The sequence below is a fragment of the Streptomyces xylophagus genome (assembly GCF_000716435.1).
GTDB classification, from domain to species: Bacteria; Actinomycetota; Actinomycetes; order Streptomycetales; family Streptomycetaceae; genus Streptomyces; species Streptomyces xylophagus.
The window spans coordinates 350,159-372,121 of sequence record NZ_JNWO01000004.1 but is presented as its reverse complement, the minus strand read 5'-3'; the positions used below and the strand labels follow the sequence as shown (position 1 = coordinate 372,121).

At 70.4% G+C, this 21,963-nt stretch carries 14 protein-coding genes, 1 tRNA gene and 1 pseudogene; 2 read left to right on the top strand and 14 right to left on the bottom strand.

The window, feature by feature from the left end; translation table 11 throughout:
- Positions 1–94: 94 nt before the first annotated feature.
- On the bottom strand, positions 95–340 hold the full coding sequence (locus OO70_RS11175; protein WP_234336817.1) for an integrase: 246 nt from the start codon (positions 338–340) through the stop codon (positions 95–97).
- A gap of 108 nt (positions 341–448) precedes the next feature.
- On the opposite strand from OO70_RS11175, the gene OO70_RS51180 reads away from it, so the two are divergent.
- Positions 449–1,180 (top strand): helix-turn-helix domain-containing protein, encoded by a 732-nt coding sequence (locus tag OO70_RS51180; protein ID WP_051741063.1) that lies wholly within the window; start codon positions 449–451, stop codon positions 1,178–1,180.
- Between the two features lie 716 nt (positions 1,181–1,896).
- On the opposite strand, the gene OO70_RS55920 is transcribed toward OO70_RS51180, so the two are convergent.
- Entirely contained in the window at positions 1,897–2,136 is a 240-nt protein-coding gene (locus OO70_RS55920; RefSeq protein ID WP_234336816.1) for a hypothetical protein, read from the bottom strand.
- Here OO70_RS55920 and OO70_RS55915 point away from each other — a divergent pair.
- A pseudogene (locus OO70_RS55915) lies at positions 2,056–2,556 on the top strand (tyrosine-type recombinase/integrase); the annotation flags it as partial. The gene OO70_RS55920 and the pseudogene OO70_RS55915 overlap by 81 nt on opposite strands.
- A 424-nt stretch (positions 2,557–2,980) precedes the next feature.
- Here OO70_RS55915 and OO70_RS11155 read toward each other — a convergent pair.
- The 12 genes from OO70_RS11155 to bldG form a co-directional block, all read right to left on the bottom strand.
- A tRNA-Thr gene (locus OO70_RS11155) sits at positions 2,981–3,054 on the bottom strand.
- A gap of 107 nt (positions 3,055–3,161) precedes the next feature.
- On the bottom strand, positions 3,162–4,769 hold the full coding sequence (locus OO70_RS11150; RefSeq protein WP_043667577.1) for an alpha/beta hydrolase: 1,608 nt from the start codon (positions 4,767–4,769) through the stop codon (positions 3,162–3,164).
- A 91-nt stretch (positions 4,770–4,860) separates the two neighbouring features.
- Complete coding sequence (locus tag OO70_RS11145) at positions 4,861–6,066, bottom strand: DNA polymerase III subunit delta' (RefSeq protein ID WP_043667576.1); 1,206 nt, start codon at positions 6,064–6,066, stop codon at positions 4,861–4,863.
- Positions 6,067–6,226: 160 nt separating this feature from the next.
- Positions 6,227–9,553: a dTMP kinase gene (gene tmk, locus OO70_RS11140; protein ID WP_043667575.1), complete on the bottom strand. Its 3,327-nt coding sequence runs from the start codon at positions 9,551–9,553 to the stop codon at positions 6,227–6,229.
- 145 nt (positions 9,554–9,698) lie between these two features.
- Positions 9,699–12,536, bottom strand: a complete 2,838-nt coding sequence (topA, locus tag OO70_RS11135) for a type I DNA topoisomerase (RefSeq protein WP_043667574.1) — start codon at positions 12,534–12,536, stop codon at positions 9,699–9,701.
- A gap of 250 nt (positions 12,537–12,786) precedes the next feature.
- Positions 12,787–12,984 carry a hypothetical protein gene (locus OO70_RS11130; protein ID WP_043667573.1) on the bottom strand — a complete coding sequence of 66 codons (198 nt, stop codon included), beginning with the start codon at positions 12,982–12,984 and terminating at the stop codon, positions 12,787–12,789.
- A 95-nt stretch (positions 12,985–13,079) separates the two neighbouring features.
- A complete protein-coding gene (locus OO70_RS11125) occupies positions 13,080–15,413 on the bottom strand; it encodes a serine/threonine-protein kinase (protein ID WP_043667572.1) in 2,334 nt (777 codons plus the stop codon).
- 471 nt (positions 15,414–15,884) lie between these two features.
- Positions 15,885–17,405, bottom strand: coding sequence for a N5-glutamine methyltransferase family protein (locus tag OO70_RS11120; RefSeq protein ID WP_043667571.1), 1,521 nt, complete (start codon positions 17,403–17,405; stop codon positions 15,885–15,887).
- 158 nt (positions 17,406–17,563) lie between these two features.
- On the bottom strand, positions 17,564–18,157 hold the full coding sequence (locus OO70_RS11115) for a small secreted protein (protein WP_078651348.1): 594 nt from the start codon (positions 18,155–18,157) through the stop codon (positions 17,564–17,566).
- 195 nt (positions 18,158–18,352) lie between these two features.
- Positions 18,353–20,758, bottom strand: a complete 2,406-nt coding sequence (locus tag OO70_RS11110) for a sodium-translocating pyrophosphatase (RefSeq protein ID WP_043667567.1) — start codon at positions 20,756–20,758, stop codon at positions 18,353–18,355.
- Positions 20,759–21,043: 285 nt separating this feature from the next.
- A complete protein-coding gene (locus OO70_RS11105; protein ID WP_043667565.1) occupies positions 21,044–21,481 on the bottom strand; it encodes an ATP-binding protein in 438 nt (145 codons plus the stop codon).
- Between the two features lie 118 nt (positions 21,482–21,599).
- Positions 21,600–21,941, bottom strand: a complete 342-nt coding sequence (bldG, locus tag OO70_RS11100; protein ID WP_003975386.1) for an anti-sigma factor antagonist BldG — start codon at positions 21,939–21,941, stop codon at positions 21,600–21,602.
- Positions 21,942–21,963 lie beyond the last annotated feature (22 nt).

Genomic DNA, 21,963 nt, shown 5'->3' with positions numbered 1-21,963 from the left:
AAGGGCCGAAAGCAGGTGGGGCGGTCGGCAAGGTCAGCACGTGCACACCCCTGTGCCCGCCGGCTCTCGGTCCGGCGGGCACACCGCTCGCCCCCTACGCGACTTCCGCCTCGACTCCGCACCCGTCCGGACCGACCCCGAGGTGCCGAAGCAGGTCGTACCGCGAGATCCGGTAACCGCGGTTGGCCGGCAGCAGTCGCACCGGGTACCGCCCTCCCCTGGCCAGGCTGTACCCCGTCGTACGCCCGAGGCCCAGTGCCCGGTTGGCCGTTTCAAGGTCGACGGTCACCGGCAGATTGATCAACTCGTCATGCGTCATCGCTCGCTCGTCGCTGGTCACGAACTCCCCTCCAGGGTGGTCAACACGCCCTCCTAGCTGGGGCGTTCATCGAACATAACGTATCGATAACGCTTGTGACTACGCAATATGCACTGCTAGCGTGTCGATATGCACAGTCACCAAACGGCAAGCGACACCATCGCCGAGCAGGTCCGCAAGCACCGAGCCCGGCTCGGCCTCAACCGGCAGCAACTCGCAGACGAGTGCGCCCGGTTGGGAGCCACCGACCTCACATACGCAGCGATCACGAACATTGAGACCGGGCGCAGGAACAAGGAGGGCAAGCGACGCCGCGAGGTGACCGTCGACGAGCTGCTCGTGCTCGGCCTCGCCCTCGCAGTGCCCCCGCTCCTTCTGGTGCTTCCCCTGGGGGACGAGCAGACCGTGCCCACTGTGCCCGCGGCCAATCCGCGAGACCCCTACACCGTGTGGAAGTGGTTCACCGGCGAGGAGGCGCCGACGCTCGCCGGCCCCCTCGACGGACGCCACTACGTCAACCCCCGACCCATCGCCGGCGACGGCCCCAAATGGTCCGCCGCATGGGGCACGGCCGCCTATCCCGCGTCGCTGTACCCCGAGTTCGAGCGGCGGCGCGAGGCAGTCCACAGGGCGTATCTGCGCACCGAGACCGCGCAGGCAACGCGCCGCACCGACAAGGAGGGACGCACCACAGCACAGACCGACTACCTGCACCGACTCGAAGAACTCGCGCGCCACATCAACGACATGAACCGCGCGGGGCTCACGATCCCCGATCTACGACCTGACTTGATCGAGGACATGCAGGGGCTCGACATGCTCGACGACCCCGACATCGTCAACCCGAGAGGGACTGAGTGAACGGCACCATCACCAAGCGTTGCGGCTGCCGCGACGCCGACGGCAAGCAGCTCAACGGCTCGTGCACCAAGCTGAGTCAGCGCAGCCACGGCCTGTTCAGCCTCAATCAGGAACTGCCGCCCAAGAAGGGCAACGCGCGTCGCCGCTTCCGGCGCAGCGGCTACGACACCAAGACCAAGGCGCAGGCCGACCTCGACAAGGTGCGCGCGCTCCTCAACATCGCCGACGAGAACGACGTCGAGGGCCGCGCGCGTCTGGCCGACATGCTCGAAACGGTGGGGGCGAGCAAGGACCCGATTCCCGACCACGAGGAGACCCGCCGCAAGTTCGCGACCGGCCAGTCGCTCACGCAGCACATGACCGTCGGCGAGTGGCTCGAACAGTGGCTCGCCGGAAAGAAGGGGCTGCGCACCAGCGGCAAGAACCGGTACGACATCGATATTCGGGTGCACCTCATACCGCGGATCGGACACATCCGGCTCGACCGACTCACCGTGGCGCACCTCGACGAGATGTTCGCCGGCATCGCCGAGACGAACATCGAGATCAACGACGCGAACATCCTGCGCCGCACCGCGCTGGACGAGCTGAAGCTCATCGCCTGGAAGGGAGTTGAGAACCGGCGCCGCCGCAAGGCACTGAAAGAGACCATCGACGCGATGGACCCGTTCCGGCGGATCACGGGAGTAGCGACGCAGCACCACATCAAGGCGACGCTACGGGCCGCCCTGAACGTCGCTATCGGGCGCGGACTGATCATCTTCAACGCAGCCGCGCACGTCGAACTCGAAGCCGCCAAGCGGCCCAAGGCACTTGTCTGGACCGACGAGCGAATCGCCGAGTGGCTGCGAACCGGCATCAAGCCGTCCGCCTGCATGGTGTGGACCCCAGAGCACGCCGGACAGTTCCTCGACTTCCTCGCCGACACCGGCGAGCGCCTGTACGGCCTGTTCCACCTGATCACCTTCCGCGGACTGCGCCGGGGCGAATCAGTCGGCCTGCGCCGTACCGACCGAAGCCGCGCGGCGGGAACGCTCACCATCGCGACACAGCTCGTACAGGATGGTTGGGAGGTCATCGAGAACGCACCGAAGACCGACAGCGGCGAGCGCATCGTCGACCTCGACGAGTACAGCGGGCAGGTTCTCGACGAGCAGGAACTGCGGCAAGAGGCCGAGCGCCTCGAATACGGCGAGGCATGGGTCGAATCGGGGCGCATGTTCACCATGCCTGACGGGTCGTTCATCCACCCCGGATGGCTGACGGACTACTTCGAGCGGCTCGTCGAACTCTCCGGCCTGCCCCCGATCCGGCTGCACGACCTGCGGCACGTCGCCGCCTCGCTCATGCTCGCCGCCGGCGTCGACATCAAGATCGTGTCCGAGACCCTCGGCCACAGCGACACCCGGATCACCCGGGACATCTATCAGTCGGTCATGCCGAAGGCTGCTCGCGACGCTGCCGAGGCGACGGCCGCCATCGTCCCGCGCGGCGCGGCCCGCCTCCCTGATGAGGCGCCCGCCGCGTCGGCTGCCGATCCGCGCGTCGAGCAGGTCGCGCAGCTCGCCCTCGATCACCTCGTCGCGCAGCTCGCCGCAGTCGCCGAGCAGGACGGCCGCACGGTCGAGCAGTTGGTGCTCGATCACCTCGCCGGACGGACCGGCGAGACGATCGCCGGACAGGATGGCCACACCATGGCCACACACGAGGGTGCGAAGATCATCGAGTTCCGCCCCCGCAAAGTATCCGAAATAAGCAAAAGCCCCAGGTCACGGCGAGTGAGTCCTGAGGCTTCCACAGAGCCGCCTTCGGGATTCGAACCCGAGACCTACGCATTACGAGTGCGTTGCTCTGGCCATCTGAGCTAAGGCGGCGCGCTGTCCACACCATGGTGCGATCAGCAACGTCGGAAAGTCTACACAGTTTCTGGGGGTGCTCCGTACACCCCCCGGAGCACCCCCGGAACGCAGCCGCGCCGAGGCTACGAGCAGCGCTTTCCCTCCCCGGGCGGGGTCCCGCGGAGCAGATACGTGTCGATCGCCGTGTCGATGCACCTGCTGCCGCGGCCGTACGCCGTGTGGCCGTCGCCGACGTACGTGAGGAGGCGGGCCGAGGAGAGTTGGCGGGCCAGGGACTGGGCCCAGCGGTACGGGGTCGCCGGGTCGCGGGTCGTGCCGACGACCACGATCGGGGCGGCGCCCTTCGCCTCGATGCGGTGGGGTTCGCCCGTCGCCTTGACCGGCCAGTACGCGCAGTTCAGGGAGGCCCAGGCGAGGCCGTCGCCGAAGACCGGGGACGCCTTCTCGAAGGCGGGGAGCGCCTTCTCGACCTGGTCGGTGGTGGAGAACGCGGCGGGAAGGTCGAGGCAGTTCACGGCGGCGTTGGCGAACATCAGGTTCGAGTAACGTCCGTCGGCGTCACGCTCGTAGTAACTGTCGGAGAGGACGAGCAGCCCCGCGCCGTCCTTCTCCTTCATCGCCGAGGTGAGCGCCTCGCGCAACTGCGGCCAGGCCGCCTCGTCGTACATCGCCGCGATCACGCCGGTGGTGGCGAGCGCCTCGCCGAGTTTGCGGCCGTCCGCGTCGCCGGTGGGGATCGGGTGCGCGTCGAGCTTGCGGAAGAAGGCCTTCAGGTTCGTCCCGACCTTGGCGGGCGCCGTCCCCTTGCCGCCGAGCGGGCAGTCGGTCTGCCGTACGCAGTCCTTCGCGAAGGACTGGAACGCCGTCTCGAAGCCCGCCGTCTGGTCGAGGTTCATCCGGCGCGCGGGGAGGGACGGGTCCATCGCGCCGTCCAGGACGACACGGCCGACCCGGTCGGGGAACAGCCCGGCGTACGTCGCCCCGAGGAACGTCCCGTACGACGCCCCCACATACGTCAGCTTCTGGTCCCCCAGCGCCGCCCGCAGGACGTCCATGTCCCGCGCGGCCTCGATCGTGGAGACATGGCGCAGCACGTCAGGCGAGTGGGCGCCGCAGCCCTCCGCGAACTTCTTGTATTCGTCGACGAGTTGAGTGGTTTCCCGCTTGTCGTCGGGGGTCGTGTCGGTCTGCGTGAACGTGTCCATGGCCCGGCCGCCGAGGCACTCGACGGGCTCGCTGCGGGCGACGCCGCGGGGGTCCATCGCAACCATGTCGTAGCGGGCGCGGACCTCCGCCGGGTAGCCGATCCCGGCGTACTGCTGGAGATAGCCGACCGCCGAACCGCCCGGCCCGCCCGGGTTCACCATCAGCGAACCGAGCGGCTTGCCCTTGCCGGTGGCCTTCTTGCGGGCGACCGCGAGCCGGATGTCCCCGGCCGTGGGCTTGGCGTAGTCCAGCGGCGCCTTCATCGTGGCGCACTCGAAACCGGGGACACCGCAGGTGTGCCAGCTGAGCTTCTGTCCGTAGTACGACGCGAGGGTGGACGGCGTCGACCTCGGCAGCGCGGCCAGCGCCACGTCCGCGGCCGGACTCGCCGCCGTCGTCGAACTCCCCGGGGAACACGCGGACACGAGCAGCGCGGCGACGGCGAGCAGCGTGCCACCGGTCCGACGGCTTCGGCGGGCCCGACCGGGCCGACTGGGTTGGCGGAGGGAGCGCCTGATGTGCATCAGACGATCGTAACGTTGCGCAACCAATTGAACGCCCTGTGTGCACAATCCACCTCGGACGAGTTACATCGTCAACCTCACACTCAAAAGATCACCCCGCTCTGAGCGCCAACGTCATCGCCTCCACCGCGAGCAGCGGCGCCACATTGCGGTCAAGCGCCACTCTGCACGCGCCGATCGCCTCGATACGGCGCAACGTGGACTCCGGTGAACCGGCGCGGGCCAGCCGCTCCAAGGCGTCCTCCGCGTCCGCGTTGGCGATCGCCACCCGGGAACCGAACTGGAGCGCGAGGACATCGCGGTAGAAGGCGGTGAGGTCGGTCAGCGCGAGGTCGAGACTGTCGCGCTGCGTACGCGTTCTCCGGCGCTTCTGCTTGTCCTCGAGGTCCTTCATCACACCCGCCGTACCGCGCGGCATCCGGCTGCCCTGCCCTCCGCCCATCGCCGCCTTCATCTCCTCGGTCTCCTTGCCGTCCACCTCCTCGGCCAGGTGCTTGGCGTCCTCCGCGGCGGCGTCGACGAGTTCCTGAGCGGCCTTGAGACAACCGCCGACGTCCTCGACGCGCAACGGCAACTTCAGTACGGCGGCCCGGCGTTCACGCGCGGCCGGGTCGGTGGCGAGGCGGCGGGCCCGGTCGACATGGCCCTGCGTGGCACGCGCGGCGGCCGCGGCCACACCGGGCTCGATGCCCTCCCGCCGGACGAGCATGTCGGCGATGGCGTCGACCGAGGGCGTGCTCAGGTTCAGGTGGCGGCAGCGGGAGCGGATCGTGGGCAGGACGTCCTCGATCGAGGGGGCGCAGAGGATCCAGACCGTGCGGGGGGCGGGCTCCTCGACGGCCTTGAGGACGGCGTTGGCGGACTTCTCGTTCAGCCGCTCGGCGTCCTCGACGAGGATGATCTGCCAGCGGCCGGTCGCCGGCGAGGTGAAGGACTTGCGGACCGTGTCCCGCATGTCGTCGGCGAGGATCTGCGTGCCCACCGCGGCGACCGTGGTGACGTCGGCGTGGGTGCCGATCAGCGCCGTATGACAGCCGTCGCAGAAGCCGCAGCCGGGGCTGCCGCCGAGCGCGCGGTCGGGGCTCACGCACTGCAGCGCGGCGGCGAAGGCCCGCGCCGCCTGGTTGCGTCCCGCGCCGGGCGGTCCCGTGAACAGCCAGGCGTGCGTCATCTTCGACGCCTCCGGCGGGGCCGTGCCGGTGGTCGCCGCGGTGACGAAGGCGTCGGCGTCCCGGGCGGCGGCATCGAGCTGCTCGCTCACCTTCTCCTGGCCCACCAGGTCGTCCCACACACTCATGGGTCACCGGCCCTTTCGTCACGCTTCGGGTTACGCGATCCATTGTGCGGCCCACCACTGACAACGGGTGCCGGGCAGGGGGTTACGGTGCGCCGGCCCAAGGGGTGGACCTTGTGCGCGGGCCCGCGCACAAGTCCGATGGGCGGTGGGCCCGAGCCCGTCAGCCCCTGCGCCCCCGACCACGGCCCCGTCCACGACCCGTGTCGTCGTCGTGGTCGAAGTCACCGGCCTCGCGCGGACCGAGCAGTTCGTCGGCCAACGACGGCAGGTCGTCCAGCGGAGTCTCCTCGGCCCAGTCGGGTCGCGGCCGGCGTCGCGGCGCCCCCTGCTCGTCGACCTGGGGCAGTTCGCGCGTACGGTCCTCGGGCCCCCGGTCGGCCGGACGCTCGTCCCGGAAGAAGCCTTCGGGCACCCGGTCCGCCGGATCCTGCCCGCGCACCGGCGGCAGCACCGCGGTCTCGTCCGCGGCACCGACCGGCGGCAGTACGGCCGTCTCGTCGGCCGCCCCGGACCGTACGGGCGGCAGGACCGCCGTCTCCTCGGCGGCGGACACCGGCGGCAGCACCGCAGTCTCCTCGGCGGCCCCCGCAGGAGCGGGCGGCTGCGGAAGCTCGGCAGTCACCTCGGAATCGCGCACCTCGGAGTCACTCGCCGCGGAGTCCCCGGACACCGATCGCAACACAGTCGTCTCGTCGGCGGCACCGGAGCCCACCGGCCGCAGCACAGCCGTGTCCTCCGCCGAACGCCCACCCGAACCCGCGCTTCCACCCGCCGGCTTCACCAGAGGCGTCTGCACAGTCGACGCCTCGGCCCTGGCCTCCGGAGCGGACGGAACCACAGGGACCACAGGAGCCGTCGGTTGTCGAGCGGCCACCTCCGCCGCGGCCGCCGCTTCCGCCGCCAACCGGCGTGCCTCCTCGGCCGCCAGCAGCGCCGCCTCGGCCTTGCGCTGCTTCTCCAGTCGCCGTGCCTCGGCCTCGGCGCGCAGCCGGGCCTCATCCTCAGCCTGCTTGCGCAGCCGGTCCGCCTCGGCCCTGCGGCGGGCCTCCTCGGCGACACGGGCCTCTTCCTCGGCGAGGAGGCGGGCCTTCTCCTCCTCGGCACGCCTGCGTGCGTCCTCGGCGCGCTGCCTGGCCTCTTCGGCCTGGCGCTCGGCCTCGCGGCGCTGGGCCTCCTCCAGCTCGCGCCGCTTGCGCTCCTCCTCCTCGGCGCGCAGCTGGGCGAGCTGCTCCTGGCGCTCGCGCTCCAGGCGCTCCTCCTCGGCCTTGCGGGCGGCCTCTTCCTCGGCCTTGCGGCGGGCCTCCTCCTCGGCGGCCTTCCGCGCTTCCTCCTGGGCCTTGATCTCGGCCTCGGAGAGCGGCAGGACGGTGTCGAGGCGGTGCCTGATCACCGTGGTGACGGCCTCGGGCTCCTGGCCGGCGTCCACCACCAGGTAGCGGCCGGGGTCGGCGGCGGCCAGGGTGAGGAAACCGGACCGTACGCGCGCGTGGAACTCGGCGGGCTCCGACTCCAGTCGGTCCGGCGCCTCCGTGAACCGTTCGCGGGCGGTCTCCGGGTCCACGTCCAGCAGGACGGTCATGTGCGGGACGAGTCCGTCGGTCGCCCAGCGGTTGATGCGGGCGATCTCGGTCGGGGACAGGTCACGGCCCGCGCCCTGGTAGGCGACGGACGAGTCGATGTAGCGGTCCGAGATGACGACCGCGCCGCGCTCCAGGGCGGGTCGTACGACGGTGTCGACGTGCTCCGCGCGGTCGGCGGCGTACAGCAGGGCCTCCGCGCGGTGGGACAGTCCCGCCGACGACACGTCGAGCAGGATCGACCGCAGCCGCTTGCCGACCGGTGTCGCGCCGGGCTCGCGGGTCAGCACGACCTCGTGTCCCTTGCCCCTTATCCACTCGGCGAGGGCCTCGGCCTGGGTGGACTTCCCGGCGCCGTCGCCGCCCTCCAGGGCGATGAAGAAACCGGTGCTCGCGGGCACCGTGTCGGGGTCGTCGCCGCCGAGCAGCGCGTCCCGCAGATCGTGCCGCAACGGCACTCCCGCGCGGTCGTCGACCTTGGCCAGCACCAGCGCGGCGACCGGCAGCAGCAGCGCGCCGACCAGCATCAGCGTGAACGCGGCGCCGCCGTGCGCGAACACGAACTTGCCGTTCTCCAGGCGGTGCGGGCCGATGAGCGCCGCCACCAGGGGGGCGATCAGCGCGCCGAGCGCCACCGAGACCTTGACGACCGCGTGCAGATGCTCGGTCGTACGGGCCCGGCGGTAGTCCTCGGCCTCCTGGTCGAGCAGGGTGTGCCCGGTGTTGGCGGCCACGCCCGCGCCGATGCCTGCCAGCGCGACGATCAGCAGCACGGTGGTGACGTCCGGGACCAGGCCGGCGGCGAGCAGCGCGATGCCGGTGAAGGCGATCGCCAGCGTCAGCAGGCGGCGACGGGACAGCGTCGGCAGCAGGGAGGGCGCCGTACGGATGCCGACCACGACCCCGCCGGTCAGTCCGAGCACCAGCAGTCCGAAGGTCACCGGGCCGCCGTGCAGGTCCTTGGCCTGGAGCACGGACACGGCGACGGCGGCGGAGATCGCTCCGGCGACGGCCGCGCAGGCGACCACGAGCAGCGCGATGGCCCCCGTACGGCCCTTGTCGATGCCGGTGCCCGTCCTGGGGCGGCGCAGCCCTTCGAGCGGCGACCGCGCGCGCGGGGTGCGGGCGGCGGGCAGTTCCAGGGCTGTCAGCACGGAGAGGGACGCGGCGAACAGCCCGGCGGCGACGTACGAACCGAGCGCTGCCTGGTGCTGGTCGAACCAGGCGACGCCGGTGCCCAGCAGGTTGTTGAGCAGCGCGGCCACGACGAGGGCCGCGGCGGCGAGGGGGATCGCCACGAAGCTGGTGCGCAGCGACAGCCGGCGCAGCGCGTCCATGTGGTCGGGCAGCGGCCTGACCGTGGCGCCCTCCAGCGGCGGGGCGGGCAGCAGGGCGGGCGCCGCGCTCTCGCGGCACACCGTCCAGAAGCGCTCGGCGACTCCGGTCACGAAGGCGGTCACCAGGAGCACGGCCAGTGCGTTGTCCGGGGTCCAGTCGATCCACAGCGGGGCGACGATCAGCAGCGCGGCCCGCAGACCGTCCGCGCCGACCATGGTCCAGCGCCGGTCGAGGGGGCCGTCCTGGGAGGTGAGCGAGCTGAGCGGGCCGAGGAGCACCGCCCCGAAGAGCAGTGTCGCGAGGATGCGCGCCCCGAAGACGGTCGCCACCGCCAACGCCACGCCCCGGTAGCCGCCGCCGAAGGAGCCCTGGAGGATCGCCGCCTGGAAGGCGAGCACGACCAGGACCAGCAGGGCGAGAGTGTCACCGACACTCGTCACGAACTGTGCGCTCCACAGCCGCTTGAGCTGCGGTTGGCGCAGCAGGGCGCGGACGGCACGCTCGCGGGAGTCCGCGACAAGGGCGTCGTCGGGGGCCGGCTGGTGGGCCGTTGGCTGCTCGGCTGGCGTCATGCTTTCAGCCTATCGGCAGCCACCGACAACAAGCCGCGCCCGCCCGGACCTGCGCACGCCCCGACACCAAAGTGATGCCGGGGCGTTCGTTTCGCGAACCCGCGGTGCAGGAAGCGTGCGCTCCTCACCCCGCGGGCAACAGGCGTCAGTCCTCGGACGCCACCTTGGAGGTGGCCGTCTTCTTGGCCGTCGCCGTCTTCGCGGCCGTGGTCGTCTTCTTGGCGGCCGTCGTCGTCTTCGCGACGGTCTTCTTCGCCGTCGTCGTCTTCTTGGCGGGCGCCTTCTTGGCCGCCGCCTTCTTCGCCGGGGCCTTCTTCGCCGTCTTCTTGGCGGGCGACTTGGCCCGCTTCTCGGCGAGCAGCTCGTAGCCGCGCTCCGGGGTGATCTCCTCGACGCTGTCGCCGGAGCGCAGGGTCGCGTTGGTCTCGCCGTCGGTGACGTACGGCCCGAAACGGCCGTCCTTGACGACGACGGGCTTCTCGCTGACCGGGTCGGTGCCGAGTTCCTTCAGCGGCGGCTTGGCCGCGGCCCGGCCGCGCTGCTTGGGCTGGGAGTAGATCTCCATCGCCTCTTCGAGGGTGATCGTGAAGAGCTGGTCCTCGGCCGTCAGCGAGCGGGAGTCCGTGCCCTTCTTCAGGTACGGCCCGTAGCGCCCGTTCTGCGCGGTGATCTCCACACCCTCGGCGTCCTTGCCGACGACACGCGGCAGCGACATCAGCTTGAGGGCGTCGGCGAGCGTCACCGTGTCGAGGGACATCGACTTGAACAGCGAGGCCGTACGCGGCTTGACGGCGTTCTTGCCGGTCTTCGGGGTGCCCTCGGGGAGCACCTCGGTGACGTACGGGCCGTAGCGGCCGTCGCGGGCGATGATCTGGTGTCCCGACTCGGGGTCGGCGCCCAGCTCGAAGTCGCCGCTCGGCTTGGCGAGCAGTTCCTCCGCGTGCTCGACGCTGAGCTCGTCCGGCGCCAGGTCCTCGGGCACGTCGGCGCGCTGGTGGTTCTCGGAGTCCTTCTCGCCGCGCTCCACGTAGGGGCCGTAGCGGCCCACCCGCAGCATGATGTCGTTGCCGACCGGGAAGGACGACACCTCGCGGGCGTCGATCGCGCCCAGGTCGGTGACGAGTTCCTTGAGTCCGCCCAGGTGGTCGCCGTCGCCGTTGCCTGCCTCGGCGGCACCCGTCGCCTCGCCCTCACCGAAGTAGAAGCGGCGCAGCCACGGCACGGCCTGTGCCTCGCCGCTGGCGATGCGGTCGAGGTCGTCCTCCATCTTGGCGGTGAAGCTGTAGTCGACCAGTCGACCGAAGTGCTTCTCCAGGAGGTTGACCACGGCGAAGGACAGGAAGGACGGCACCAGGGCCGTGCCCTTCTTGAAGACGTAGCCGCGGTCGAGGATCGTGCCGATGATCGACGCGTACGTCGACGGGCGGCCGATCTCGCGCTCTTCGAGCTCCTTGACGAGGCTGGCCTCGGTGTAGCGGGCCGGGGGCTTGGTGGCGTGCCCGTCGACCGTGATCTCCTCGGCGCTGAGCGCGTCGCCCTCGGCGACCTGCGGCAGCCGGCGCTCGCGGTCGTCCAACTCGGCGTTCGGGTCGTCGGCACCCTCTACGTAGGCCTTCAAAAACCCGTGGAAGGTGATCGTCTTGCCGGAGGCGCTGAACTCGACGTCCCGGCCGTCGGACGAGGTGCCCGCGATCTTCACGGTGACGGAGTTGCCGACCGCGTCCTTCATCTGCGAGGCGACGGTCCGCTTCCAGATCAGCTCGTAGAGCTTGAACTGGTCGCCGGTCAGACCGGTCTCGGCGGGGGTGCGGAAACGATCACCCGAGGGGCGGATCGCCTCGTGCGCCTCCTGGGCGTTCTTCACCTTCCCGGCGTACACGCGCGGCTGGGCCGGCAGGTAGTCGGCGCCGTACAGCTGCGTCACCTGGGCGCGGGCGGCGGTGATCGCCGTCTCGCTCAGGGTCGTGGAGTCCGTACGCATGTAGGTGATGTAGCCGTTCTCGTACAGCTTCTGCGCGACCTGCATGGTGGCCTTCGCGCCGAAGCCGAGCTTGCGGCTGGCCTCCTGCTGGAGGGTCGTCGTACGGAACGGGGCGTACGGCGAACGTCGATACGGCTTCGACTCGACGGACCGGACGGCGAACCGCGTGTCCTCCAGGGCGGCGGCCAGCGCGCGGGCGTTGGCCTCGTCGAGGTGGAGGGTGTTCGCGCTCTTGATCTGCCCCAGGGAGTCGAAGTCGCGGCCCTGGGCGACCCGCTTGCCGTCGACGGCCTGGAGGCGTGCCACAAGGGTCGACGGGTCGCTCGCGTCGCCCGCCCGGCCGGTACCGAAGGTGCCGGTCAGGTCCCAGTACTCGGCGGACCGGAACGCGATGCGCTCACGCTCACGCTCGACGACGAGCCGGGTGGCGACGGACTGGACACGGCCGGCCGACAGGCGCGGCATGACCTTCTTCCACAGGACCGGCGAGACCTCGTAGCCGTAGAGGCGGTCGAGGATACGGCGGGTCTCCTGGGCGTCGACCAGGGGCTGGTTGAGGTCGCGCGGGTTGGCGACGGCGGCGCGGATCGCGTCCTTGGTGATCTCGTGGAACACCATGCGCTTGACCGGGACCTTGGGCTTCAGAACCTCGAGGAGGTGCCACGCGATGGCCTCGCCCTCGCGGTCCTCATCGGTGGCGAGGAAGAGTTCGTCGGAGTCCTTGAGCAGGTCCTTGAGCTTCTTGACCTGGGCCCGCTTGTCGGCGTTGACCACATAGATCGGCGCGAAGTCGTGGTCGACGTCCACACCAAGGCGGCGGACCTCGCCGGTGTACTTCTCGGGCACCTCCGCGGCGCCGTTGGGAAGGTCGCGGATGTGCCCGACGCTCGCCTCGACGACATATCCGGGGCCGAGGTAGCCCTTGATCGTCTTCGCCTTGGCAGGGGACTCGACGATGACGAGTCGGCGGCCGCCGTGTGCGGTCTCGCTGGTCGGGGACAACTTCGCTCTTCTCTCCGGTCGACGCTGGGGGCCTCCCCCGGAGCTGCTTGGTCCCGGGGTCGGGTCATGGTGACGCTGCGGAGTGTGACGGTACATCCCGCCCCCGTGTCAAACGGGAAAAGCCCGCAACGGCCACTCGAACGGTAACCCGACTACCGCCATTCCTGCCGCCCGGAGTCCCCACCGGCCTTTTCGGAGCCATCCGGAGGGTGATCCCCCGGTTACCTGCGCCGCACCCCGGGCGCGGTGCTCAGACGTGCAGGAAGCACCAGGTTCCGAGGAGCAGGGCGATGACCGCGACGACGCTCGCGAGGGTCGCCGATGCGACCGGGTTCACACCCTGGGCCACGGGTTCGCGGTGCCGCGCCCTGACCGCGGTCCACAGCAGCAGCGCGCCTCCGAACAGGGCGAACACCAACCCCGCGAAGATCGCCGGCCCGCTCTCCATGCGTGTCCCCTCCCGACCCGGTACCCCGGTCCGGGAGGCTGGCACCCGTGGGCGACGGGCAGGCCAACCCCCGGTGAATTCGCGGCGGACAGCCGTCAGGCGGCCGTACCGGAGGACGATATCGCCCCGGTCGTCCGGGAGCGATCGGCCTGCCCCACGGTGCAGACGACCGAGTTGAATCCGGCCTTCCAGTTGTTCTCGTCGGACAGATACCCGAAGACGGAACGGTCGGATCCGGGCGCCCAAGTCGACTCGAACTTGTTGCTGCACAGCTTGTTCCCCTGCTGCAGCGCCTCCTCGAACGTCATCGTCCGCGGGGCCGTCGCGAAACCGATCACCTGGTCGGTGTGCTGATCGGCACAGTCGGTCAGGGTCGCGGTGAAGTAGGTCTTGTGGTCGACGTACAACCAGCAGTCGCCGACGCTCATCTCGGTGGTCCACACGTTCGACTCGGTGTTGCGGAAGCGCCCTATCTCGCCGCCGATCGGCACATGACGGCCGAGTACGAGACACGCCGTACCGCCCCCGGCCGCCCCGAAGCCCGCTTCCGTCGGTGTGAGGGCGTAGACGTCCGCGTCGGCCAGGGAGTCGGCGGCCGCCTTCGCCTTGCCCGCGCACCGCTCGGCACCGTGGTCGCGGGCGTCGGCGAAGTCGCTCGCCGTGTCGACCGCCATCACCTGGCCGTCCGGATCGTCGTGCGCGCAGCTCACGACCCCCAGGTTGGGCCGCGACGCGAACGCCGTCCCGGTCCACACCGCGTGCACGCAATCGCCGGTCTGCAGCGCCTTCTTGAGCCCCACATCCTCGCCGTACGGATACGCGGAGCCCGTCGGCGACGACGACGCGGACGGGGACGCCTTCTTCGTCGCCGCCGTGTCCTTGCCGCCGGTCAGCGAGTTCGCCGCCCACACCCCGCCGGCGATCACCAGCGCGACGGCCACCACTAGCGCGAGCACCGCCCCGACCGGCATCCGACGCCGCCGCCCACCGCCCGGCGGACCGCCCCCGACAGACCCCGGACCGCCCGGATACGTCGGACCCTGGCCGCCCGCGTAGGGCGGCGCAGGCGCGCTGCTCTGATAGGCGCCCTGGTAGGACATCGTGGGGCTGTTCGCGTACGGGTTCCACTGGCCGTACGCGCCGCCCGAACCGGCCTGCCCCTGGGGGTCGTACGGCGACACGGCGCCGGCCGGGGTGTTCGGTGTGTTGGGGGTCGGTGGGGCGCCGGGTGTCTGCGGGGTGGGTCGGCCCGGCGGCGTGGAGCCCCCGAGGAGGGCCGCGGGCCGGTCACCGTAGGGCGCCGGGCCCTGAGGGGTGGCCCCGGACCCTCCCGGTGTCTGCGGGGCGTAGGGGCCGCCCACATAGGGACCGGCCGCCGCGTATCCGGGCGGACCACCTGCGGCTTGCCCCCTCGGCCCGCTGGTGACGTAGCCGGGCGGACCGTCGGCAGCGGGGCCCTGCGGTTGATCGGGCGTGGGCCAACTACCGCCCGCCGGACCGAAACCGTCCGGCGTCGGGCCGAAGCCCTCCGGCGCAGGCGGGCTCCCCGGTGTGTGACCGACCGGCCGCGCCACCCGCTCCAACCCGTGTGCCGCCGTCTCCGGTGTCGACCTCAGCACCGGGTCCTTGACCAGCAACCCCTGAAGTACGGGCGCCAGTTCACCCGCGCGGACGGCGGGCGTGGGCTCCTCGCCGAGCAGGGCGGTGAGGGTCGCGTAGTCGCCGTGGCGGTCGAAGGGGCCGCGGCCCTCGACGGCGGCGTACAGCGTGGCGCCCAGGGAGAACAGGTCGGCGGCCGGGGTCGGCGGCTCGCCGCGGGCCCGCTCCGGGGCGAGGTAGCCGGGTGTGCCGAGGATGCCCGCGGTGGCGGTGAGCCGGGGTTCGCGGGACTCGGGCTGGAGGGCGATGCCGTAGTCGGTGAGCAGCACGCGCGCGTACGGATCGCCCGAAGCGTTCGGCGCCAGAAGGATGTTGGCCGGTTTCACATCGCGGTGCAGGATGCCGATGCGGTGCCCTGCGGTGAGCGCGTCGAGGACGGCGAGTCCGATACGGGCCACCCGCGCGGGCGGCAGCGGTCCGGAACGCCGTACGACCACCTGGAGGTCGACGCCGTCCGGGACGTACTCCATGACGATCCAGGGCAGGCCCTCGTGGATCACCACGTCGTGCACGGTCGCCACATGCGGATGGCCGCGCAGCCGGGCCGCGTGCCGGGCCTCGCTGCGGGCCCGCGCGATGCGCTGCGCGCGCTCGCCGACGTCCCCCGGCACGTCCGGCAGCGAGATCTCCTTGACGGCGACCTCGCAGGCCAACTCCTCGTCGTACGCGAGCCATACGCGCCCCATGCCGCCCGCGCCGAGCGTGCGCAGCAGCCGGTAGCGCCCGTTGATGACCCTGCCTTCGCCCTGCTCCGGCGTATCCCCAGCCATCACGCCTCCCCCGAGACGGCGCGCCTCCCCCGAGGACGCGTGGAACCTGTCTTCGAAGGTAGCCTCGCACCCGCCACTGACAGGAGGGCTTTTCCGCACCGATCCGAACAATCCCGGTTGATGTGGACACACGCGGCTCAGTGGTACGGGGAGGCCTCAGGCGTGACAGGGGCGGGAGGGGAATCCGGGGTGCCGTACGGCGGGTGGGCGGAGGCGCGAGGGACGGGCCGGCCGTAGGAACGATCGACGGCGAGATAGGCCGACCCCCGAACCACGATCAGCCGGTCAGCAGAGGCAGGCGCCGGCCGAGATCGAGAGCAACGCCCGCCCGGGAACAGCCAGTCGGCCAAGAGCGAGGGGCCCGCTCCGCCCCCGGGAAACGGTCAGCCACCCGCAACTGGCCGCCACCCGGCGCCGGTCAGCCGCCGACACCACTCACTCCACCAGCACCACTCACTCCACCAGCACCACTCACCCCACCGGCTCCAGGAACCCCTGCTCCACCAGCAACCGGATCTGCGCCGGCGTCCGGTCGCGGAGCAGGACCGGGTCCTCGCCGACGAGTTGGGCGATGGCGTCCAGGATGCGGCCCGCGCTCAACGTGCCGTCACACACGCCGGCGAAGCCCGCGCCGACCGTGTCGACCTTGGTCGCCCGGCGCATGCCGCGGTGCTGACGGAGCACGACGTGCTCGGGGTCCTCGGCGCCGGGCAGGCCGACCTGTTCCTGGATGACTTCGTCGGCCAGCTTGAAGTGGGCGGCGAGCAGGGACGCGTCGTCGTGGGCGCGCAGATAGTCGACGCGGTCGAAGTGCACGCGCACGGTGTCACCGAGGGGCTGTTCGACCGAGTGCGGCCACTCCTCGACGGTGATCGAGGGCGTGTCGGATCCCGTCCTGCGCAGGGTGATCCAGCCGAAGCCCACGGCCTTGACCTTGCGCGCCTCGAACTCGTCGAGCCACGCGTCGTAGAGCGCCTCGTACGCGGCCGTGTCACCCCGGTGGTCGCCGGCGTCCCTGAGCCACAACTCGGCGTACTGCGTGACGTCCTGGACCTCGCGCTGCACGATCCACGCGTCGCATCCGCGCGGCACCCACGACCTGAGCCTGTCCTGCCAGTCCTCCCCCTCCACGTGCTGCCAGTTGGCGAGGAACTGCGCGAATCCGCCCTCGCGCAGCCGCTCCCCCGCCTCCTGAACGAGCGACCGGCACAGATCGTCCCCGCCCATCCCGCCGTCGCGGTAGGTGAGCCGGGCACCCGGCGAGATCACGAACGGCGGGTTCGACACGATCAGGTCGTACGTCTCGTCGTCCCTGACCGGCTCGAACAGCGAGCCCTCGCGCAGGTCGGCGGCCGGTGCGCCGGAGAGCGCCAGGGTGAGCGCGGTGATGTGCAGGGCGCGCGGGTTGACGTCGGTGGCCGTCACGCGCGTGGCGTGCTGTGCCGCGTGCAGTGCCTGGATGCCGGAGCCGGTGCCGAGGTCGAGTGCGGCGGAGACCGGCGTCCGTACGGTGATGCCCGCGAGGGTCGTGGACGCGCCGCCCACCCCGAGGACGACGCCTTCCTCCCGGCTGCCGATGCCGCCGGCTCCGCCGACCGCGCACCCCAGGTCCGACACGATGAACCAGTCCTCGCCGTCGGGCCCGCCGTACGGCCGTACGTCCACGGTCGCGGCGATCTCGTCGCCGCCCACGGACACCAGCCATCCGCTCGCCACGCACTCGGCGACGGGCAGCACGTCCGCCACGCGTGCGTGCGGCACGGGCTGCTGGAGCAGGAACAGCCGGATCAGCGTCTCCAGCGGGGTGTCGCCCCGGGTCGCCCGGAGTGCCGGCACGGTCTCGCTGCGGGCCAGCGCCGCGTATGCGGGGGCGCCGAGCAGTTCGAGCAGTCCGTCGGCGGTGAAGGCGGCGCCGAGCAGGGCGTCCCGGAGCCGGGCGGCGACCTCCGGGCGGTCGGATGCGGGCAGAGTGGGCAGGCTGGAGTTACTCACACCTCCATTGTGGCCGCTCGGACCGACAACGCGCCCGCCCATGCGAAGGCCCCGGCACGCACGCGTACCGGGGCATCTTTCAGCAACTGAAAGATCGCTGCCTACGGGAGACGACTTATCAGGGGACGCCTCCAGGAGATGCCGTTCCCCGGGTGGGGTCAGGCCGACGACGAGGCCGACGCGGACGCCGACTTGCAGGCCGCCTGCTTGGTCATCGCCTTGCCGACATCGCCCCCTTCGAGGGTCTTCAGGGCGTCGTTCCCGCTCGTGCTGAGCTTGTCCAGCGAGGTCGCGATGCCCTTGAGACCGTCCGCGAACTTCGCCTGGTCCTTGGTGTTCAGCGCGTCCACCTGCCCCTTCAGGGTGGCGTACGACGTGGAGATGCCGTTGAGCTCCTTGACGGCGTTCTGCTGCTTCGTCGCGCCGTTCTCGACGTCCGGTGCCCCGGCGCTGTTCACGGCGGCCCCGATCGCCTTGTAGGCGTCGGACATGTCCTGGAAGGCCTGCGAGTCGGTCTTCTGGACCTCTTCCGGGGTGCTGTTGTCCGAGGTCTCCTTCTGGATCGCCGTGTTGGCGGCCTCGATCTTCTTCGCCTGCGGCTGCACGGCGAGGCAGACCTGCTTGGCCCAGGAGTCCAGCTTGGCGTCGCTGTCGTCGCCGCTGCCGCCGCATCCCGACAGCGCCAGTACCAGTACCGCACCGCCGGACAGTGCGGCCGCGAGCTTCTTGTTCACCGGATTGGTCCCTTCCATGGCTCTCGGCCCCGGAACATACACGCCGGACGGCCGACACCCCCGGGCCCAAGGTCCGATAGAAGAGTCTTTGGGGCCATTTGCACCAAGCGAGAGAAGGCTCACGGCGAGGGCCTGAACACATGCGGAACGGGCGGGCGGCGCGCACAACTCGCGCCACCCGCCCGCCCGTTGAGCGGAGCCTCGTAAGAAGGCCTACGAAACCACCGCGGGATCCGCCGACTTGGTCGTCCGTTCGGCATCGCCCTCGTCCCCCACGGCGATCCCGCGCCGCTTGGAGATGTACACCGCGACGACGATCACCAGGAACGCGAGCACCGAGATCGCGATGCGCACCCCGATGTTCTTGTCGTCGCCGTAGCTGAACTTGATGACCGCGGGCGCGATGAGCAGCGCGACGAGGTTCATCACCTTCAGCAGCGGGTTGATGGCCGGTCCCGCGGTGTCCTTGAACGGGTCGCCGACCGTGTCGCCGATCACCGTGGCGGCATGGGCCTCGCTGCCCTTGCCGCCGTGGTTGCCGTCCTCGACGAGTTTCTTCGCGTTGTCCCAGGCACCGCCCGAGTTCGCGAGGAAGACCGCCATCAGCGTGCCGGTGCCGATCGCGCCCGCGAGGAACGAGCCGAGCGCGCCGACGCCGAGCGTGAACCCGACCGCGATCGGCGTGAGCACGGCGAGCAGTCCTGGCGTGGCCAGTTCGCGCAGCGCGTCCTTGGTGCAGATGTCGACGACGCGGCCGTACTCCGGTGTCTCGGTGTAGTCCATGATCCCGGGGTGCTCGCGGAACTGCCGCCGCACCTCGTAGACCACGGCCCCGGCGGACCGGGAGACCGCGTTGATCGCGAGTCCCGAGAAGAGGAAGACGACCGCGGCGCCGACGATGAGCCCCACCAGGTTGTTGGGCTGGGAGATGTCCATCATCAGGTTGAGCGGCGCGCCCGGTCCCGAGACCTTCTCGCCGACGTCGTTGGCGGCGGTGAGGATCGCGTCGCGGTACGACCCGAAGAGCGCCGACGCCGCCAGGACGGCGGTGGCGATGGCGATGCCCTTCGTGATGGCCTTGGTGGTGTTGCCGACCGCGTCCAGGTTGGTGAGCACCTGGGCGCCCGCGCCCTCGACGTCGCCGGACATCTCGGCGATGCCCTGCGCGTTGTCGGAGACCGGCCCGAAGGTGTCCATGGCGACGATCACACCGACCGTGGTGAGCAGACCGGTGCCGGCCAGCGCCACCGCGAACAGCGCCAGCATGATCGAGGCGCCGCCGAGCAGGAACGCCCCGTAGACGGCGAGGCCGATCAACAGGGCGGTGTAGACGGCCGATTCGAGGCCCAGCGAGATGCCGGCGAGGATGACGGTGGCCGGGCCGGTGAGCGAGGTCTTGCCGATGTCCATCACGGGACGGCGGTTCGTCTCCGTGAAGTAGCCGGTCAGCTGCTGGATCAGTGCGGCGAGCACGATGCCGATGGCCACGGCGACGAGCGCGAGGATCCGCGGGTCGCCGTCCTTGACCTTGATCGCCGCGTCGGTGACGCCGTCGAGGTCGCCGTAGGACGACGGCAGGTAGACGAAGACCGCGACCGCCACCAGCACGAGCGAGATCGCCGCGGAGATGAAGAAACCCCGGTTGATCGCGGACATGCCGCTGCGGTCGGTCCGGCGGGGCGCCACCGCGAAGATGCCGATCATGGCGGTGATCACGCCGATCGCCGGCACGAGCAGCGGGAACGCGAGCCCGGAGTCGCCGAAGGCCGCCTTGCCGAGGATCAGCGCGGCGACCAGCGTCACAGCGTACGACTCGAAGAGGTCGGCCGCCATGCCCGCGCAGTCGCCGACGTTGTCGCCCACGTTGTCGGCGATGGTCGCGGCGTTGCGCGGGTCGTCCTCCGGAATGCCCTTCTCGACCTTGCCGACCAGGTCGGCGCCGACGTCGGCCGCCTTGGTGAAGATGCCGCCGCCGACACGCATGAACATGGCGATCAGGGCGGCGCCGAGGCCGAATCCCTCCAGCACCTTCGGCGCGTCGGCCGCGTACACCAGCACCACGCAGGAGGCGCCGAGCAGACCGAGCCCCACCGTGAACATGCCGACGACGCCGCCCGTGCGGAAAGCGATCTTCATGGCTTTGTGCGAGACGGCGGTGAGATCCTTTTCGGGCTCACCTTCCGCCGGGGTCGCTTCCCGGGCCGCCGCGGCGACACGGACATTACTGCGTACGGCGAGCCACATGCCGATATAGCCGGTGGTCGCCGAGAACACCGCGCCGATCAGGAAGAAGATCGATCGTCCGGCGCGCTGATTCCAGTCGTCCGCGGGCAGCAGCAGAAGCAGGAAGAAAACGATCACGGCGAATACGCCGACCGTGCGCAACTGCCGTCCCAGATAGGCGTTCGCGCCTTCCTGGATCGCCGTCGCGATCTTCTTCATGCTGTCGGTGCCCTCGCCGGCCGCGAGTACCTGGCGGACCAGGATGCCAGCGACCACGAGCGCCGCCAGTGCCACGACGGCGATCACCATCACGAGGACGCGGTTGTCGTCGGTCAGGACTGCGGCTGCGAAGGTTGTGGGGTGGTCAAACTGCTGAGGGGTAGAAAGCCCCGCCATTCGTCCTCCTTGACGCCTGTGCTGAGCTCAAGATGTGGACGGATTGTAGGTACCGGAACCTGATCAAAACAGTGCGCGGCAAACGGAATTGGCCTTCGCATAGTAATGCCTTAAAAGCATTGGCGCTTGATCAAATTATCGGGGCGCCGATCAGGCATTGATCGTGAATTGATTCACGAATTCTTTCGCACCGCCGGTACGCATCGGTACACGATCGCGGAACTCTTCCGGAAATGCCGAAGGGCCCTGCTCAGCAGGGCCCTTCGGCTGTGGTGTGCGGTGTTGTCAGGAGAGCGGCGTGGCCGGCGGTGTGGTCGGCCAGGTCATCCGGATCGATCCGCCGTGCTCCCCGGCGGTGACCTCGACATCGTCGACGAGCCCGCTGATGACAGCGAGGCCCATCTCGTCCTCCTCGGTGTCTGCGTCCGGATCGTCGCCCAGGGACCCGGGCGCCTTGTCGCCGGGAGCCGAGCGTGGTGCCTCGTCGCCGACCTCGATGGAGAACTGCTTCTCCTCCTCGATCAGCAGCACCTTCACCGGAGCGGTGATCCCGCTGCTCTGATGCAGCCCGACGGCACGGGTGCAGGCCTCGCCGACGGCGAGTCTCACCTCGTCGAGTACGGCCTCGTCCACTCCGGCCCTGCGCGCCACCGCTGCCGCCACCAGTCGGGCGGTCCTGACGTGCTCGGGCAGCGCGCTGAAGCGGAGTTCAACGGTGGCCATGCATCCCCCTCGGGACTACGGGCGTGCTGTCGGAGGGCCGGGCTGCCGAAAGCCCGGTCCACCGGTCGTCTATACGGCCGATCGGGGAGCGGTCGTTCACCGCTCCCGGAACGGTCGGTCAGTCGGTGGCCGCCACCGCTTCCTCGACCGAGGTGTGAATCGGGAACACCTTGGTGAGGCCGGTGATACGGAAGATCTTCAGAATGCGCTCCTGGTTGCAGACCAGGCGCAGCGAGCCCTCGTGGGCACGCACCCGCTTCAGGCCGCCGACCAGCACGCCGAGCCCGGTGGAGTCGAGGAAGTCGACACCCTCCATGTCCACGACGAGGTGGAAACTCCCGTCGTTCACCAGCTCGACCAGCTGTTCGCGCAACTTGGGCGCGGTATATACGTCGATTTCGCCACCGACCTCGACGACCGTACGATCGCCGACGGTACGGGTCGACAGGGACAGGTCCACGGATCCTCCAGCACCTTGCTAT

Excerpts from the sequence above, each read along its gene's own strand:
- tmk (WP_043667575.1), bottom strand. The coding sequence starts at position 9,553 with ATGACGCCAGCCGAGCAGCCAACGGCCCACCAGCCGGCCCCCGACGAC.
- OO70_RS11150 (WP_043667577.1), bottom strand. The coding sequence starts at position 4,769 with ATGCACATCAGGCGCTCCCTCCGCCAACCCAGTCGGCCCGGTCGGGCC.
- OO70_RS11105 (WP_043667565.1), bottom strand. The coding sequence starts at position 21,481 with ATGGCCACCGTTGAACTCCGCTTCAGCGCGCTGCCCGAGCACGTCAGG.
- OO70_RS11145 (WP_043667576.1), bottom strand. The coding sequence starts at position 6,066 with ATGAGTGTGTGGGACGACCTGGTGGGCCAGGAGAAGGTGAGCGAGCAG.
- OO70_RS11125 (WP_043667572.1), bottom strand. The coding sequence starts at position 15,413 with ATGGCTGGGGATACGCCGGAGCAGGGCGAAGGCAGGGTCATCAACGGG.
- OO70_RS11110 (WP_043667567.1), bottom strand. The coding sequence starts at position 20,758 with ATGGCGGGGCTTTCTACCCCTCAGCAGTTTGACCACCCCACAACCTTC.
- OO70_RS11115 (WP_078651348.1), bottom strand. The coding sequence starts at position 18,157 with ATGGAAGGGACCAATCCGGTGAACAAGAAGCTCGCGGCCGCACTGTCC.
- OO70_RS51180 (WP_051741063.1), top strand. The coding sequence starts at position 449 with ATGCACAGTCACCAAACGGCAAGCGACACCATCGCCGAGCAGGTCCGC.
- OO70_RS11130 (WP_043667573.1), bottom strand. The coding sequence starts at position 12,984 with ATGGAGAGCGGGCCGGCGATCTTCGCGGGGTTGGTGTTCGCCCTGTTC.